The organism is Treponema sp. Marseille-Q4132, assembly GCF_014334835.1.
GTDB lineage: Bacteria > Spirochaetota > Spirochaetia > Treponematales > Treponemataceae > Treponema_D > Treponema_D paredis.
On the sequence record NZ_CP060591.1, the window covers coordinates 1,289,788 to 1,306,019 of the forward strand.

15 protein-coding genes are annotated in these 16,232 nt (G+C 50.0%); 2 read left to right on the top strand and 13 right to left on the bottom strand.

What is annotated here, in order from left to right:
• Window positions 1-69: 69 nt before the first annotated feature.
• The 13 genes from lptB to H9I35_RS05990 all read right to left on the bottom strand — a co-directional run bounded on the left by lptB (window position 70) and on the right by H9I35_RS05990 (window position 14,519).
• On the bottom strand, window positions 70-906 hold the full coding sequence (gene lptB, locus H9I35_RS05930) for an LPS export ABC transporter ATP-binding protein (RefSeq protein WP_252722736.1): 837 nt from the start codon (window positions 904-906) through the stop codon (window positions 70-72).
• Window positions 899-1,804 carry an LptA/OstA family protein gene (locus tag H9I35_RS05935; protein ID WP_187420640.1) on the bottom strand — a complete coding sequence of 302 codons (906 nt, stop codon included), beginning with the start codon at window positions 1,802-1,804 and terminating at the stop codon, window positions 899-901. The genes lptB and H9I35_RS05935 overlap by 8 nt, the downstream gene beginning before the upstream one ends.
• Window positions 1,785-2,366, bottom strand: a complete 582-nt coding sequence (lptC, locus tag H9I35_RS05940) for an LPS export ABC transporter periplasmic protein LptC (protein WP_187420641.1) — start codon at window positions 2,364-2,366, stop codon at window positions 1,785-1,787. The genes H9I35_RS05935 and lptC overlap by 20 nt, the downstream gene beginning before the upstream one ends.
• Window positions 2,363-3,976 (bottom strand): CTP synthase, encoded by a 1,614-nt coding sequence (locus tag H9I35_RS05945; RefSeq protein WP_187420642.1) that lies wholly within the window; start codon window positions 3,974-3,976, stop codon window positions 2,363-2,365. Before H9I35_RS05945 ends, lptC begins: the two co-directional genes overlap by 4 nt.
• 160 nt (window positions 3,977-4,136) lie before the next feature.
• Window positions 4,137-5,003 carry an NAD(P)/FAD-dependent oxidoreductase gene (locus tag H9I35_RS05950; protein ID WP_187420643.1) on the bottom strand — a complete coding sequence of 289 codons (867 nt, stop codon included), beginning with the start codon at window positions 5,001-5,003 and terminating at the stop codon, window positions 4,137-4,139.
• Between the two features lie 17 nt (window positions 5,004-5,020).
• Window positions 5,021-5,806: an MmcQ/YjbR family DNA-binding protein gene (locus H9I35_RS05955; protein ID WP_187420644.1), complete on the bottom strand. Its 786-nt coding sequence runs from the start codon at window positions 5,804-5,806 to the stop codon at window positions 5,021-5,023.
• A gap of 282 nt (window positions 5,807-6,088) precedes the next feature.
• Window positions 6,089-6,790, bottom strand: coding sequence for an MBL fold metallo-hydrolase (locus H9I35_RS05960; RefSeq protein ID WP_187420645.1), 702 nt, complete (start codon window positions 6,788-6,790; stop codon window positions 6,089-6,091).
• Entirely contained in the window at window positions 6,790-6,951 is a 162-nt protein-coding gene (locus tag H9I35_RS05965; protein WP_187420646.1) for a LacI family DNA-binding transcriptional regulator, read from the bottom strand. The genes H9I35_RS05960 and H9I35_RS05965 overlap by 1 nt, the downstream gene beginning before the upstream one ends.
• Window positions 6,938-9,169, bottom strand: a complete 2,232-nt coding sequence (locus tag H9I35_RS05970; protein WP_187420647.1) for a helix-turn-helix transcriptional regulator — start codon at window positions 9,167-9,169, stop codon at window positions 6,938-6,940. Before H9I35_RS05970 ends, H9I35_RS05965 begins: the two co-directional genes overlap by 14 nt.
• Before the next feature lie 133 nt (window positions 9,170-9,302).
• A complete protein-coding gene (locus tag H9I35_RS05975) occupies window positions 9,303-10,412 on the bottom strand; it encodes an ABC transporter ATP-binding protein (protein ID WP_187420648.1) in 1,110 nt (369 codons plus the stop codon).
• 4 nt (window positions 10,413-10,416) lie between these two features.
• Window positions 10,417-12,144 (bottom strand): ABC transporter permease, encoded by a 1,728-nt coding sequence (locus H9I35_RS05980; RefSeq protein WP_187420649.1) that lies wholly within the window; start codon window positions 12,142-12,144, stop codon window positions 10,417-10,419.
• Complete coding sequence (locus tag H9I35_RS05985; protein ID WP_187420650.1) at window positions 12,141-13,250, bottom strand: ABC transporter ATP-binding protein; 1,110 nt, start codon at window positions 13,248-13,250, stop codon at window positions 12,141-12,143. Before H9I35_RS05985 ends, H9I35_RS05980 begins: the two co-directional genes overlap by 4 nt.
• A 237-nt stretch (window positions 13,251-13,487) precedes the next feature.
• Window positions 13,488-14,519 (bottom strand): ABC transporter substrate-binding protein, encoded by a 1,032-nt coding sequence (locus H9I35_RS05990; RefSeq protein WP_187420651.1) that lies wholly within the window; start codon window positions 14,517-14,519, stop codon window positions 13,488-13,490.
• 225 nt (window positions 14,520-14,744) lie between these two features.
• On the opposite strand from H9I35_RS05990, the gene H9I35_RS05995 reads away from it, so the two are divergent.
• A complete protein-coding gene (locus H9I35_RS05995) occupies window positions 14,745-15,002 on the top strand; it encodes a SemiSWEET family transporter (protein WP_187420652.1) in 258 nt (85 codons plus the stop codon).
• A gap of 92 nt (window positions 15,003-15,094) precedes the next feature.
• On the top strand, window positions 15,095-16,231 hold the full coding sequence (locus H9I35_RS06000; protein WP_252722738.1) for a methyltransferase: 1,137 nt from the start codon (window positions 15,095-15,097) through the stop codon (window positions 16,229-16,231).
• Window position 16,232: the final 1 nt, after the last annotated feature.

A 16,232-nucleotide genomic window follows, 5' to 3' on the forward strand; every position in this document is an offset into this window, starting at 1 on the left:
ATGTTCAACCTATTAAACAAACGAAACTGCGATAGTTTACAGTTATTTTTACAATAAATCTACACGAGCTTACATCGAAAAATCTTTGCCGAGGTAGATTTCGCGGGCGACGGGAGAATCGAGGATTTCCCGTTTCGTGCCCTGCATCATGATTTGTCCGGTACTGATGATGATCGCGCGGTGCGTGATTTCGAGCGTATCGCGCACGTTATGGTCGGTGATGAGGATGCCGATGCCGCGCTCAGAAAGCAGTTTGATCATACCTTTGATATCTGCAACCGCGATCGGATCGATGCCCGCAAAGGGTTCGTCGAGAAGCAAAAACTTCGGTTCGATTGCAAGCGACCGGGCGATTTCGGTACGCCGCCGCTCTCCGCCCGAAAGCGTGATCGCCTGCTGTCCTCTGATCCTTCCGATATCGAATTCGCTTATGAGTTGTTCGAGTCTCATCTTTTTTTCATCGAACGAAAGGTCACGTCTCGTTTCAAGGATCGCCCAAATATTTTCTTCGACCGTCAGCTTTTTAAACACGGACGGCTCCTGCGGCAGATAAGAAATGCCGAGCTTCGCGCGCTTATACATGGGAAGCGCCGTAATCCTCTCTTTGTCCAAAAACACATCGCCCGAAGTCGGACGGTAAAATCCGACAATCATATAAAAGGTCGTCGTTTTGCCCGAACCGTTGGGACCGAGAAGACCGAGCACTTCGCCCGTACGCATTGAAAAATCGATACCTTGTACGACGCGTTTTTTGCCGAAGGATTTATACAGACTTGAAACTTGCAGTACGTGATGAGCGCGCCCCGTTTCGTTTTCCGGAAGCGTATCGTTTTGCAAGGGCTTTTCGTTCGGCTCCTGCAATCCGTCTTTCAAAAAATCGGACGCATTTTGCATAGTATCATTCATCGCTCGCTCTCTTATTCAATCCGCTGCGGGAAGGCGTCGGCGCGTTTTTCTCTTTTTCCGGCGGAGCGCTTACCCGATTCCGTGTACCGGACGAAGCGTTTTTATCGCTTGCCGCATCTCCGCTCCGATCCGCGCCGCCTTCTTTTCCGGAAGACAGCCCGTCATTCGGAGGGGCATCGTTTTTGTCCGACGTATCGTCATCCGAAGCCGTATCGATACTTACAGCGGAATCTTTTTTCGTATCTTTATCACGCTCGGCGTTTTTTTCATCGACGACCGAACCTTTGACGCGGCCGTCGAGGCTTATCTCCTGCGTATCGAGATTCAGCGTAATCTGTTGGGCGCGGAAAGTATCTTCACCTTGAGTGATCCGGGCATTACCGCTCATTTCGAGCATTTTATTTTTTTTTCGGTACACGGCATACGCGCTCGAACACACATTGTCTTTTTGTTTGATCGTTATGCCGATTTGAATCCGTGCGATGTCGGTATTTTGATTATACTCGATAAGCTGAGCTTCGACCGATACGCCGTTTTCCGTATCGGTAAGGCGTACATTGTCTTTCAGCGTTGCGATTTTAGTCCGGCGGTCATACGAAAGACTCGCGCACGTAAACTCCATTTTCGTTTCTATATTTTTTCCGGTGATGTTTCCTTCAGCCTCGATATAGCGGAAATTTTTTCCGCTCATCGTAATCGAGTCGGCGGATATTTCCATAGACGATGTGAGAACGTATGCGCTGCCGGAAAGCGTCGTCGTATCGGACGTATTGCCTGCAGTGCCGGTCATACTGTTCGCGGAAAACGTAATGCGTTCCGCCCATAGCGGAAACATCGAAGCGATAATGTATAAAATTAATAAAAAGATTATCTGTCCGTTACGGACGGTTTTGCGCATCGCCGCCTTCCTCCGCGTTTTCATCGGTTTCAACCGTTCCCGATACGGCGCCGGTAAAAATAAAACGGTTGCTTACTCCGCTTGCGGAAAATCCGGAACCGCGGACAATCGTCCCGTTTTTTTTCATCGTAATCGTATCGGTGCGGCGGCTCGTAAGCTGTTCGGTATTTCCGTCCCAGCGCAGTTCGTCTGCAGCGATCGTTACGTTTCTCGGCGCATTCGTAAGCTCGATCCCGTCATAAAGCGAATACATTTTTTGGTTCGGATCGAACGCGACAAGAGCGCATGAGCCTTCGGTTTCCGCACTGCCGTCGTCCGCGTAGGCGGTAAACGAAACCGAATCCGCATAAGTACCGCCGCCTTTATACTGTTCGAGCGTTTGTGCGCGCATCGAAAGCATCTTTTGATTTTTTTCCCAGCGCGAAAAATCGGCATTTGCAAAAACGAATTCCGGCACTTCCGCATCAACGTTTTTTTGACCTTCGGAATATTTCAAAGAACATCCCGCCGCGATAAACGGCAAAGAACATAAAACCGCCGCGACGAAAAGATTCGACTTCATTGTTTTTTACCGAGCGCTGCTCCGATAAACGAGATGAAAAGCGGATGCGGTTTCATCGGACGCGAAACGAATTCGGGATGATACTGCACGCCGATGCCCCACGTGTGATCTTTCCACTCGAAGGCTTCCGTACAATTATCCGGTTCGGAAACGGCCGATGTGATGAGACCGTGTTCGGTCATATTGGCGGTGTATTTTTTATCGAAAGTATATTTATTGCGGTGCCGTTCGGTAATCGTGAGCTTTTTATACACGGAGGCAAGCTTCGTATCTTTAATAATACGGACGGTCCCCGCACCGAGCTTCATCGTGCCGGCAGCGGAAAGCCCCGTCTGCTCTTCCGGCAAACTGATGATCGCGTGAGTGCTGTTTTGTATAAACTCCGTGCTGTCCGCATCCGCCCAGCCGCACAGCGAACGCCCCGTTTCGATCGCCATGAGCTGCATACCCAAATCGATACCCAGGTAGGGTATATCGTTTTCGCGCGCATATTTTACCGCAACGAGAAGTCCGAGAAATCCGCGCTGCCCGTAATTTGCAGGCACGACTATGCCGTCGACGTCTTTGAACGCCGCTCTCACCTCTTTTTCGTTTTTGCAGCTTTCGAGCGTTTCCGCATCGATTTTCCGAAGCTTCAGCTCCGCGCCGTACTGCGTAACCGCCGCGTGAAACAGCGATTCGCGCACCGATTTATAGCAATCGTCAAGGTAATCTTTTTTACCGACGACCGCGATGCACACGGCAGGACCGCAGGCATTGAGCTTGTCAAGAAATGCCGTCCACGGGCGGATATTGCAGCGCTCGGCGGTAAGCGCGAGTTTTTTGAGTACCCGCGCGTCGAAACCTTCTTTATGAAAGATAACCGGAAGTTCATATACCGATTTTTGCACATCGATCGAAGAAAAAACCGCGTCGGGAGCGACATTGCAGAACAGCGCGATTTTTTTTCTGATCGGCAAATCAAGTTCGTTTGTCGTGCGGCACAAAAGAATATCCGGCTGGATCCCCGCTTCCTGCAGCTGCTTAACCGAATGCTGCGTCGGCTTCGTTTTCAATTCTCCGCCGATGATCGCAGGCACGAGCGTTATGTGGATGACGCATACTTCGTTTTTGCCGAGTTCGTGAATGAGCTGCCGACAGGCTTCGAGATACGGGATCGATTCGATATCTCCGACGGTACCGCCGATTTCGACGATGACGACGTCCGCACCCGAGCGCTCGCCGACGGAAAGAATATTGCGCTTTATTTCATCGGTAATATGCGGGATGACCTGCACCGTGCGTCCGTTGTATCTGCCGGCGCGTTCGTTTTGAATCACTTGATTGTAAATTTTTCCGATCGTAATGCAGTTATGTTCGGCGACATTGACACTCGTAAACCGCGCAAAGTTGCCCAAATCCAAATCGGTTTCCGCGCCGTCTTCGGTAACATATACTTCGCCGTGCTGAAACGGACTGATGTTTCCCGCGTCGAGGTTGATGTACGGATCGCATTTTATCATCGAAATCGAAAGCCCTCTGCATTCGAGAAGACTTCCGAGAGATGCGGACGCCACCCCTTTGCCGAGACTGGAACATACGCCGCTGGTCACGAGTATATATTTGCTCATAGAGCGATTTTCCCATTTACTTTACGCTTCGTCAATAGAGGTATACGGGTAAAAAGCATAATGCGGGTACTCACAGCGGTACCGCTTCCGGAGACACGGCAAAACCTGTCGGTTTTCGTTCTAATGTTACTTGTTTTATATGCAGCGAACGACGCAGGCTTTATGCGCCCCGTTTTTTCGCATCGAGGTAGCTTACCGCAGAAAGGGCTGCGATCGTCCCCTCTCCCGCCGACTTGCTGTACTGATAAGGCGGGCCGACGAGATCGCCGCACGCAAAGCAGCCGGCAACGCTCGTTTCCATACGGCGGTTTACGCGCACGTGATTGTTGTCGACTTCGATACCCGATACGAGCCGGCTCGGAGCAATCGCTTCGCGCAAAATAAAGACGCCGTCCGTGCGGATCTTTCCCGCGTCGGTTACCAACGCTTGCACATAGGTATCGCCTTCAATCGACTTCGGCACTTCGCGCACGATTTCGATTTTATCCGACACGCGCACATCTCCTTTGTACATCGGGATATAATACGTTTTCGCCGCAAGGTCGGCGAGGAAATTCGCTTCGCTCTCTTCATTCGCGCCGAACGCGATTACGGCCGCAGTTTTATTTTTATACAGCGGCGCGTCGCAGGTGGCACAATAGCTTACGCCTTTGCCGAGAAATAGCTCCTCGCCCGGATACGGCTTTGCCGCAACGACGCCCGTCGCCAAAACAAGGGCTTCCGCTTCAAGCATGCCGATCGACGTCTGTAAGCCGAAATAAGTGCCCATAGGATACACCGCCTGCACGCGAGCTTCCGTAACCTCGATCCCCATCGCATCAAGGTGCGCATAAAACGCCTTTTGCATATCGCTTCCGGTAATATTCGGCAAACCGAGATAATTTTGTACCGTATGCGCTTTTTCGATTTTTTCGCTTAAACGCTTGCTGCCCAAAAGCACGAAATTTTTATTGCGAATTTTTGCGGTGAGCGCAGCGGACAAACCTGCCGGACCCGTTCCGATTATCGCGATGTCGTATCGTTCCATACTTTTAATATACGTATTTATGAGCGCGCACGACAAGAGCGGGGAGATACGAGCGCACGGCTCTTTTTTAACAAATCAATGACAAGGCTGTCGGAAACGCTGCCGTCGAGCGCAATCGTTATCCAATTCTTTTTACTCATGTGGTACGCATCGTAAAAACCGCGCCTCTTTTTCAGCTCGATAATTTTTTCAGGATCGATTTTTATGTTGATGATTTCGACGATTGCATCGTCCGCCGAAAGAGAGGCGTCCTGCCTTTTTTCGACCGATTTTTTTGCGGATATCGCACGCGCAGATTCTTTTGCGCCGCGTTTTGAAACGCGCCCCTGCTTTTCGATTTTGTTTTTCGGAATATTCATAATGATCCCGTACCATTTGCGGCTTTCGGGATTTCTGAATACGCCGTACGTAGGCGCGGTCGAAAACGGGAAATCGATTTTATCGCCGAAAAGCGCCTCCGCTTCGCGCGCGATCCGATTCGCCTGATCCGTCAAAAACGGCTGCGGCGCAAAGCACGCGTTTTTAATTTCCCGCAAAAACGCTCGGTAACTTTCGCGCACTTCGTTTACGAACGCGCTTTGCCGGCTTTTCGCCCTGAGCGGAAGATAGCGTTCGCCCGCCTGCACATCGAACACCGAAGCGGTGACATCCCCGCCGCTTGTGACAACGACGTCGGCACTGAAATCGCCGTTTAAAAATTTTCCGGAAAACGAATACTTCGAGCCGTTTTTAACAAAACCGAATTTCACAAGTTTTGCAAAATCGGGAATCGAGCGCGCAAAGATTTCTTCTTCGATAGTCATGCAAGGTCAGTATACGCCCCTCCTCCGTCGTGCGTCAACGACCGCCGATAAAGCGGGCGCAACGGCTGAAATTTACCGTCGTTTTTACTTCGCGTTTTTATGCCGATACAGAAAATCGGACGAACGGTTAAACGAGCCGCTAAAATAGCGCGTCTCGTTTAACTTCGAGTTTGCCTTTCGGCAAACGTCGCTTATTAACTGTGCGCTTGCGCACATCAATTCAACAGTCTCCAAAATTGATATTTTGTTCGACTGTTGAATTTTAAGGAACGTTTCCGTAAATTACGGCACTTCGATTTTCGGAATTTGAAATCCTTTTTTTATTAAAAGCGCGGCAAGCTTTTCGCTTCCGAGGTGCATACAATACACGCGTTTCCGTTCCGACACGGGGATTTTCCGTTCGAGCGTCGTATAACTGCAATGCCCCGCCGAAGCCGTATCGATCGTCGCTTCGTGAAATAAAAGATCGATTTTATTATCGAGAAATTTTTTGAGCACAGGATCGGGAATATCGTGCGCGTCGCCGCTGTAATAAAAGGTCGCGCCCTTAAACGAAACTTCGTAGCCGAAGCACGCAATCATATTGGAATGAACGACACGATAAGGGACGATGGACAAGTTCCAATCTTCCGGTACCGAAAGGTGATGCGTATATTTGTCGTCGCTTATACCGATGCATTTTAGAAATCGCTCTATCGCCCGCGTCGGATAAAATATATCGACCGGTTTCGGCACTACGTGACTGCAAAACGAAAGAACCGTTCCCAAGCTCCCGATGTGATCGCTGTGAAGATGCGTAATTATTATCACCACCCGCCGGATACGCTTTGATTGCAAAAGCTTCAGCATACGGGCGTATACGCTTTCGCCGCAGTCGAATATGAAAAGCGTCGTGCCGTCTATAAAGTACGCATTCGTATTTCCGAACGGCGCATTGAATGCCGAACCGATGCCTGTAAAATGAAGTACGTTTCTTTTTGCCATTATTTTATCCCCTGCGTATTCGGTTTAAATCCCAGCTGCCGCACGGCTTTTTCAACGAGATTGATTTTCTGTACGCTGACATTTCCTTTTTTATTGAGTACGTTCGAAACGGTTCCGTGAGAAACGCCTGCAAGATTTGCAATATCTTTAATCGTCGCCATACGCTTTTTCCGTCCGCTGCTCCGTCCGGCTCCTGAACTGCGCGGGAGACGCACTGAAATATTTTCGAAACAATACGTAAAAATATTGACTGTTCGATATGCCGATCCGCTCGGCGATCTCTTTTATCGTCAAATCGGTTTCCAGCAAAAGCCTCTTTGCCTGCGCCATCCGCGCTTCATTGATATAATTTGCAATCGAAATATTTTCCGATGCTTTAAACAACTTCGAAACATAGGTATCGGACAGACCGAGACTGTCCGCGATCGCCTTTGAAGAAAGCTGTACATCATACAACTGTTCGTCGACGATCCGTTTGATCCGCTCGGCCGTTTTCTTTTGCTTTTGTTTATGCTGCTCTTCGCTCTGCGCGCAGATTTTTTCCATAAGCGCATAATACTCCGCATCTATGTCCGAAATATCTTCCGCCCGTTCGATGACGAGCGCGATGCGGTCGGCGCTGTCGTACAGCCGTTCCTCTTTTTCGGCGGAGGGCGTACCGTCCAACGCGGCCGTAAGGTTTATATAGAGGCGCTTCAAATTAAACACGATCGCGGCGTATCGGTATTCGCAGAGTTCGCGCACCGTATCGCCGTAAAAAGCTTCCGCCCCCGCACGGTTACCGGCTCGGAGCGCCTGCATCAATTTCGCTTCGATCGCTTCCGGATAGCGCATGCCGCTTTTCCGTGTATCGATATAACGCTCATACGCCGCATCTTTTCCGCGGTAAAAAATGCGCGCCGCATACAATTCCCGAAGCCGTGCAAAAGAACGGTGCATACCGTGCGCGCCGTCGATTTTTTCGGAAATAACCGCGGCCATCTTTTCGTTCCCCGCGATGCGCTCAAAATATGCGGACGCTTTTTCTTCGCTCGAAAACTGAACGATAAACGCAAAGAGACCGTCGACGGCAACGCGTTCCGCCGCACACGGAGCATCCCCTTGCCGCGCGGTTTCCGCCGGCGCACATTTTACAGATTCGGCGGCAGATTTTTCTCCCGTTGCAGACTGCACGGCTGTTCGTTCGACGCCCGGTAAAAATTCGGACGCGGTCAAAACGATATACAGAGGACGTGATGTGTCGAGTTCGGTTTGGAATCCGCCGAAAGCCGTTTGCAAATCGGCATCGTCCGGAGCGGGAGAGGTAAGCAGCTGCTTTAAGTATTCGCGCTTCAATATGGAAACGGACGCTTCTTTGCTTACGAGCTCTTTTTGAAGATACTGATCGATATTATTAAAAACCGCGTCTCCGCTCGGAGCGTTTTGTCCGATCTGCACGGCTAAAAAATTAACAACTTTTTTCAGAGGAACGTAAAAGCGGATCAATATGAGCAGCGAAACGAAAAGCCAGCTTATGAGAATAATCGCGGCGACCTGTATGGCGGTCGTCCGAAAACTTTCGAGTTCATACGAAAGCCTGTCGGCGTCGATGCAGCGTATATAATAGAGCTTGGGATCTGCAAGATACGAATAGATAAACGAAGCGCTCCGCCCTCTCTTTCCGCTCACGTATCCCGAAAGCGCGGACGCGTTCCGTATCGGTGAAAAATCGCAGGAAGCCGTCTTTTCGGAAACGACATCGGGGAATACGATTTCATCGGTATCGGGACGGTAGAGCGCACAATTATCGTACGGAAATTGAAAATACAATTTATTAAATTCTTTCGCGTCGAAATTGACCATCATCGCGTTTGTGCATATACCGCGGGCGTCCGTTTCCGAAATGATAAGCGAATACACATCGCCCCTCCAAATCAAATACGGATAGCACACATTTTTCGCGGTCAACAATTCGACGGCGCTCCTGTCGGGAAAATTGCGGCAAGTATCGGAACCCGTTTCCTTTGTCGAATAAACGTATGCGCGGCGTGCGTTGTACACGTACACCGAATCGATAAAGCCGTTAGAACTCGTAAACGAATTCAATACCCTGATCGCGAGTATCGCGTCAAAGTTCGAGACATCGGCCTGTGTGCGCAGTTTCGTTACTTGGGGATTGTAAAAGTTCTGATATGTGCAGGCGGTCAGCATCGTGTGCACTTGCTTTGCCGTACTGTCGGCATACTGTACGAGTTCGCCGGTCATATTGGAAATGGCGCGCAGTACCATTTTTTCATGCGCTGTACTCAAAATCACAACGACGACGACAAAGGACAGAGCTGCAGTGAGAAAGTGAAACAGCCACGTAAATGCCGCATAATACGAAGTCGAACTTTTCATACTCATCGAAAGCGGAAACCCGCTTCGATAAGTATAGCACAAAGGCACCGCCTTTTCAGCACTCGGCTCCGGCATCCGGCAAAGTGCCATCGAGAGCGCTTGCGCATGGATTTTACGCAAGCGCCCTACGATGTTATACGAGTTGACGCCGGTTTCTCTCTTCTTCGGAGTTTTTATCGTCGTCTTTATACCACATGACGCCGACCAAATCGACGCAGCACTCCTCTCCCTGCCTGAATACGACGCGATGCGGCGTCTGCACGAGGAGCATCTGTCCGCCGACTTTTACGTAGTATTCGGTGCAATCGGTGAGGAACACGCGCTTTTCGATTTTCGTTTTATATCCGACCGATTTATTCAGATTGATCGCATTCGGGCGCGCCGCCATAAAACGCTTTTCCCCGTTCGACGCGTCGTCGGGAAGCCGGCACGGAATGGCCTGAGAATAATCGCCGTCGGGATATGCTTTGCCGTCTTTGATTTCGATTTTGACAAAAGTCGATTTTCCCAAAAAGCTGTGCACGAATCTGTTCACCGGTTTATTGTAGAGATTGCGCGGCGTATCGATTTGGACGATCTTTCCCATGTCCATGACCATCATGCGGTCGGACAGAGCCATCGCTTCGGACTGATCGTGCGTTACGAAGATGATCGTAAAATTGAATTTTTTCTGCAGCTCTTTGATTTCGAAACGCATCGATTCGCGCAGTTTCGGATCGAGATTCGAAAGCGGTTCGTCGAGCAGCATGACTTTCGGATTCGTCACGATCGCGCGTGCAAGAGCGATGCGCTGCTGCTGGCCTCCGGAAAGATTTCCCGGATAGAGCGATTCCAAACCGTCCAAATTCGTGTACGAAAGCGCTGCGGCAACCCGCTCTTTGATTTCGTTCCGCGGAACTTTTTGCACTTTCAGCGGCAGCGCGACGTTTTCGAAAATGTTCATGTGCGGCCACACAGCGAACGCTTGAAACACCATGCCCAATCCGCGTTCTTCCGGCGGCACGTATAAGTTTTTGCTTTTAACCGACACCGGCCGCCCGCACAAATGAATTTCGCCTTCGGTTAAATCTTCGAAGCCCGCGATCATGCGGAGCGTCGTCGTTTTACCGCAGCCGGACGGGCCGAGAAACGAAAAGCATTCGCCCTCTTCTATTTCGAGATTGAAGTCGTCTACCGCGACGACCGACTCGATCGATTTTTCTTCGAATTTTTTCGTAACGTGTTTTAATACAACTTGAGCCACGTTTCTACCTTCCTTTTCTCTCTTTTGTGATCTGCGTGACGATCGTATTGCACACGATGATCAATATGATGGCTACCGAAGCGAGCGCGGAAGCTCTCTGGATATAACCGTCGCTGCGCAGCGAGTAAATCGCCACTCCGAGCGTCCGCGTATACGGACCGTAGAGCAGTACCGATGTGGTGAGTTCGCGCATGGCCGGTAAAAAGATCAGGAAAAATCCCGACACCATCGCCGGCCGGATAAGAGGCAGCGTTATGTCTTTGAGCGCTTCGCTGTGAGACGCCCCGCACGAACGCGCGGCATCTTCGAGAGACGGATGCACCTGCTGTAAAGATGCGGACGCGGACTTCATCGAAAACGACAGATAACGCGCGATGTACGCGATGAGGATGATCCAAATCGTATTGTATAAATTGATATGGAAGATGATGCCCGACCATGCGAGGATAACGCCGATGGCGAGTACCGTTCCCGGAATCGAATACGGGAGTACCGAAACGATTTCCAAAATACCCTTACCCTTGGGTTTGATTTTGTTGATAACGTACGCAATCATAACGCCGAGGAACATACTCAATACGCCGGCGGAAACGGAAAGGAACAGCGAATTGCGGATCGAATCCGCCACCATTTTATTGCCGGACAATATGTTCGCATAGTTTTTAAACGTAAAGTTTGCAAACGTAAGCGGCAATCCGTACGCTTTCAAAAATCCGACGAGGAAAATCATGACGAGCGGTACGAGCACGATGACGATGAGCGATAAAAATGCGATAACCAACAGCGGGTATTTTCCGTGGCGCAGTTTGATCAGCGTCGGGCGCATGCTCTTTCCTTTGATGATATCGTAGCTGCCCGAGCGCAGCACGAGCTTTTGAATGACGAGAGCGATCGACACGACGATGACGAGCAAAACCGAAAGAGCCGCCCCTTCACGGATACCGTTGAAATCGCCGGCAGCGCGGTTTATCAGCTGATAAATCTTCGTCGGCAGCGTATAGATATTCTGTGAGAATCCGAGAATCGACGGAACGCCGAAATGCGCAAGCGATGAAATAAGGATGAGCAGCGCACCCGACGATATGGCAGGCAGCACGAGCGGAAGCGTGATCCTCCTGATAACGTAGCCCTGCTTTGCACCAGCGATACGTGCGGATTCTTCGAGCGTCGGATCCATGCGTTCAAGCGCGCTGACGACTTGCATAAACACGAACGGAAAATAATACGACACTTCGACGAATATGATGCCCCACACCGAATTGATGTTGATCGGCGCCTTTTGCAAATGGAAAGTCGACATGATCCAATTGTTGATATAGCCGCCGCGGGATGAAAGCATTAAGTCCCACGCCATCGCTCCGAAAAACGGCGGAAACATATACGGGATCGTAAAGAGGCTGCGCATGAGGCCTTTGAGCGGGATGTCGCTTCTGCCGAGCAGCCACGCGTAAAAAAGCCCCACGATCGTACCGAGCACCGTCACCCAAAACGCGATGACGATCGTATTCCACATGGCGCCTATATTGTCTTTGTTGCCGATAACGCGTGCGAACAAACCCAAGTCGAATCGGTGTTCGTAAAAAAACGCGTTGTAGATGATCATAAAGATCGGAATGATGACAACGATAAACAAAATCACAAAGCTGAGCGCCGTCATGACACCGTCGAGATTCAAGGCAAAACGTTTGCCGTCGAGCTTTGCCAAATCGGCATTGCGGTTTTTAAACATCATACAGCCTCCGCCGCCCGGGCGGTTTTTTCCCGTGCGTAGTATTTCGGATTGATGAACTTCAGCCCCGCAACGTCGCCGGGCGCATATTCGCGGGAATTGAGCATGTCGAGCGTCCCCTGTTCGACGCGTATTTCCCTGCCTTCGAAATCGACGAAATAGGTGCTTTCACTTCCGAGAAAACTCGAACTCGTCACGGTAGCGCGAACGGAAGAGGTTTCATCGAAAACGATGTCGGAGGGACGGATGCCCATATCGTATTCGCCGTTCGTCACATCGGACGGCAAAGCGGATTCGGGAACATCGGCATAGCGTATCTCTTTGCCGTTCAGATCGAAATACATGCCGTCGGCTTTTTTCTTCACCGGAATAAAATTCGACACACCGATAAACGTAAAAACGAATTTGTCGGCGGGAGAGAGCAGTATCTCTTCGTCGGTACCGATTTGACTTAAAGCACCGGAAGGATTCATTACCGCGATTTTATCGCAGAGCTGTAAAGCCGCCTGCTGATCGTGCGTTATATATAAAATCGTCGTGCCGACCGTCCGCTGGATCTGCCGTATTTCGACGAGCATCTCTTCGCGGAGCTTTGCGTCGAGGTTCGTAATCGGTTCGTCGAGTACGATAACATCGTCCGACGACACGAGAGAACGGGCGATCGCAACACGCTGCTGCTGTCCGCCCGACAGCTGAGACGGCAAGTGATTTTTATATTTTTCCATCCGCACTTGAGAAAGCGCGAACTCCGCTTTTTTTTGTATTTCGTCTTTCGGCATTTTTTTCTTTTTCATCGGATAGACGATGTTTTCCCACACCGTCATGTGCGGCCACACCGCATAATCCTGAAAGACGACGCCGATATTGCGTTTTTCGGGCGCAACGTTGATGCGCTTTTTTGCGCTGAACACACATGTGTCGCCGATGTAGATTTCGCCCTTTTCCGGTTTAATAAATCCGCAGAGACAGCGGATGAGCGTCGTTTTACCGCAGCCGGAAGGTCCCACGACGCCGAGGATTTGGCTTTCGTCCACCGTGAGCGAAAAATCCTCGAATATCGTGTGCCCTCCGTATCTGAATGTAACGGAATCGAATTTTATCTGAGCCATATACGTACCGATTGATTGCAGGATAATTGAATGCCGAGTTTTGAAAGTATCGGAAAAATAAAGCTGTGCTTCCGGCGAAAACTTTCTTCGTTAACCGTTTCGCTTTTACCGGCGAGTTTATTTTGCAAACTCGCCGTGTATGCCGGAGGCATAATGCACAGACTACGACACGCAGCCGTAATCCCTCCTTTGCATAATTTTATCCGTATTCAAAACTCGCATTCAGCTGATTTGAATTTATTTGAAAATTTTGTCGAAGACGGCGAGAACGTCGCCGCTGTGCTTTGCAATTTCCGCATCGTCGATTTTCATAGCACGCTTGACGATTTCCGACGGAGCGAGCGTGCCTTCTTTTTGGACATCGTCTCTGATCGACGCACAGCCGTGTTCGCTCAAAATCTTCTGGCCTTCTACCGACAGAATATAATCGTACAAAAGCTTGCCGTTTTCCCGGTTCGCGGAATTTTTAATAAGCGCGATAGGACTTGAAATGGCGACGAGATCGGTTTCGGGATACACGAATTTGATCGGAGAACCGTCGCTTTCGAGCGTCTGCGTAACGTAGTCGACGGCGATACACACTTTGTATGCGCTTGCGGCGACTTTCGTATGCGTGGACGTCGTACCGCTTTCAAGCTCGGCACCCGCCGCTTTTAATTTTTTGAAATACGCTTCGCCGTATTTCGCATCGGCGAGCAAACCTGCAACCGCATAGAACGTCGTTCCCGATTCGCCGGGGTCGGTCATAACGATTTGATTTTTATAAAAAGGATCGAGCAGATCGTTCCACGTTTTCGGCGCCTGTTCGGGTTTTACCGTATTCGTGTTGTAAGCGAAGCCCATGACGATCATGCGTCCGCCGCAATAATAATTTTCGGGATCTTTATACAGCGCGTCGATGTTGGCAGCTTCGGGAGACGCATAAGGTTCGAGAATGCCCTGCTCTTTGAACGTGATATAGTTCGACGGATCGCCGACCCACACCAAATCGCAGGCGATTTGACCCGACTGCTTTTCCGCAGCCATCTTCGTCGCGACTTTGCTCGTTCCCGCCGCGTAATAATCCATAACGATGTTCGGGTATTTTTTGGTAAACCCTTCTTTAATTGCGATGAGCTGCGCTTCTTTCAGCGACGAGTACAGCATAACCGCTCCGGACTGCGATGAAGATGCCGCCCCTCCGGAAGCTTCGGCGCTTTTTTTTGAACACGAGATCAACCCCGCAATGAACATGATTGCCGTCAATATGACCGCGATTCGCTTGTGCATACCATTCTCCTAAAATGTGATCGATAATTTTATCCGATGATAAAACGAATAAGCACAGTATATATCATACCGTGTGTTTTACCAGTGTAAATTTCGGACATAGGCTGAAAAAACCGTTTTTTAAACCACCGTATATAACGTCGAAAAACAGCACTTGATTGTCTATTTTTTACGGTTGCAATATACTCCGTGTATCGACGGAGCGGAAATCGGCAAGGAGAAAAGATGAGCGAAAAAAAACTGAAGATTTTAGGATGGTGCGGAACCGTGCTTTCCGTAACGATGTACATATCGTATATCCCGCAAATAATGGGAAACCTGAACGGAAATAAAACACCGTTCATACAGCCTTTGGCGGCAGCCGTCAACTGCACGATATGGACGCTCTACGGTCTTTTGAAAGAAAAACGCGACTATCCTTTGGCGGCGGCAAACGTGCCGGGCATCATTTTCGGACTGCTTGCAACGATAACCGCGTTTTAATAATTTACACGGCGGCTGTCGTATGCAAAAGACGCATGTAAAATCGGCTGCATTGACGATTGCCGTCTCGTATGATAAAATTATTCGCACGTATGGATAAAGCTCTCTATAACGCGGAAAAATTTACAAGGGACGATATCCGCGCCGTCGACGCGAAATTCGAAGCGCAAAAGATAGCGTTCGCGCCGCTCACGTTTCAAGCAATACGCGCCATGATTGACTTGAATATTTTGCGAACAATCGAAAGCGCCGGAGACAAAGGTATCACGAGAGCGGCTCTCGCCGAAAAAACGGGCGTTTCGGAATACGGCGTCGGAGTACTCTGCGAAATGGCGCTCGGCATGAATGTCATAAAACTCACAAAAGACAGCCTGTCGGACGGCAGTGCCGACGACGGCAAAACAGAAAAATTCATCATCGGAAAGATCGGATGGATGCTGCTCGAAGACGATTTGACCAAAGCGAATTTCGATTTTACGAACGATATCTGTTACATGGGCGCTTACGACTTGGGAGAATCGATCCGAACGGAAAAACCGGCCGGTCTCAAATATTTCGGCACGAAGTGGGCGACTATCTACGAAGCGCTCTCTTCTCTTCCGGATAAGGCAAAACGCAGCTGGTTCGCATTCGATCATTTTTACAGCGATATCGCTTTTCCGGAAGCGTTGCCTATCGTATTCGGCGATAAGCCGCAGCATCTCGTCGACATCGGCGGCAATACCGCAAAGTGGGCGGTCGCATGCTGTGCGTATGACAAAGACGTCCGCGTAACGATCGTCGATTTACCCGGACAGACTGCCGTCGCCGAAAAAAATGCGGTAAGTGCTGGATTTGCGGAAAGGATCGCCGTTCACCCGTGCAATGTGCTCGACGAAACGACATCCCTTCCCGCATCGCCCGATGCCGTATGGATGAGCCAATTCCTCGATTGTTTTTCACTTCCGCAAATTACGGCAATTTTAACAAAAGTATATAAAGCGGCAAAACCCGACACGAAAGTGTACGTCCTCGAACCTCTGTGGGACAAACAGCGCTTCGAAGCAAGCTCATATTCGCTGCAGGCGACGTCGCTTTACTTCACCTGTATGGCGAACGGTACGAGCAAAATGTACCGCTTTCGAGAACTCGTAGATGCGATCGAAAGGGCGGGTTTTGCGCTCGAACGCGAGCATCACAATCTCGGATCGAACAGCTATTCGCTGCTCATGTTCCGCAAGAAGGCCTAGA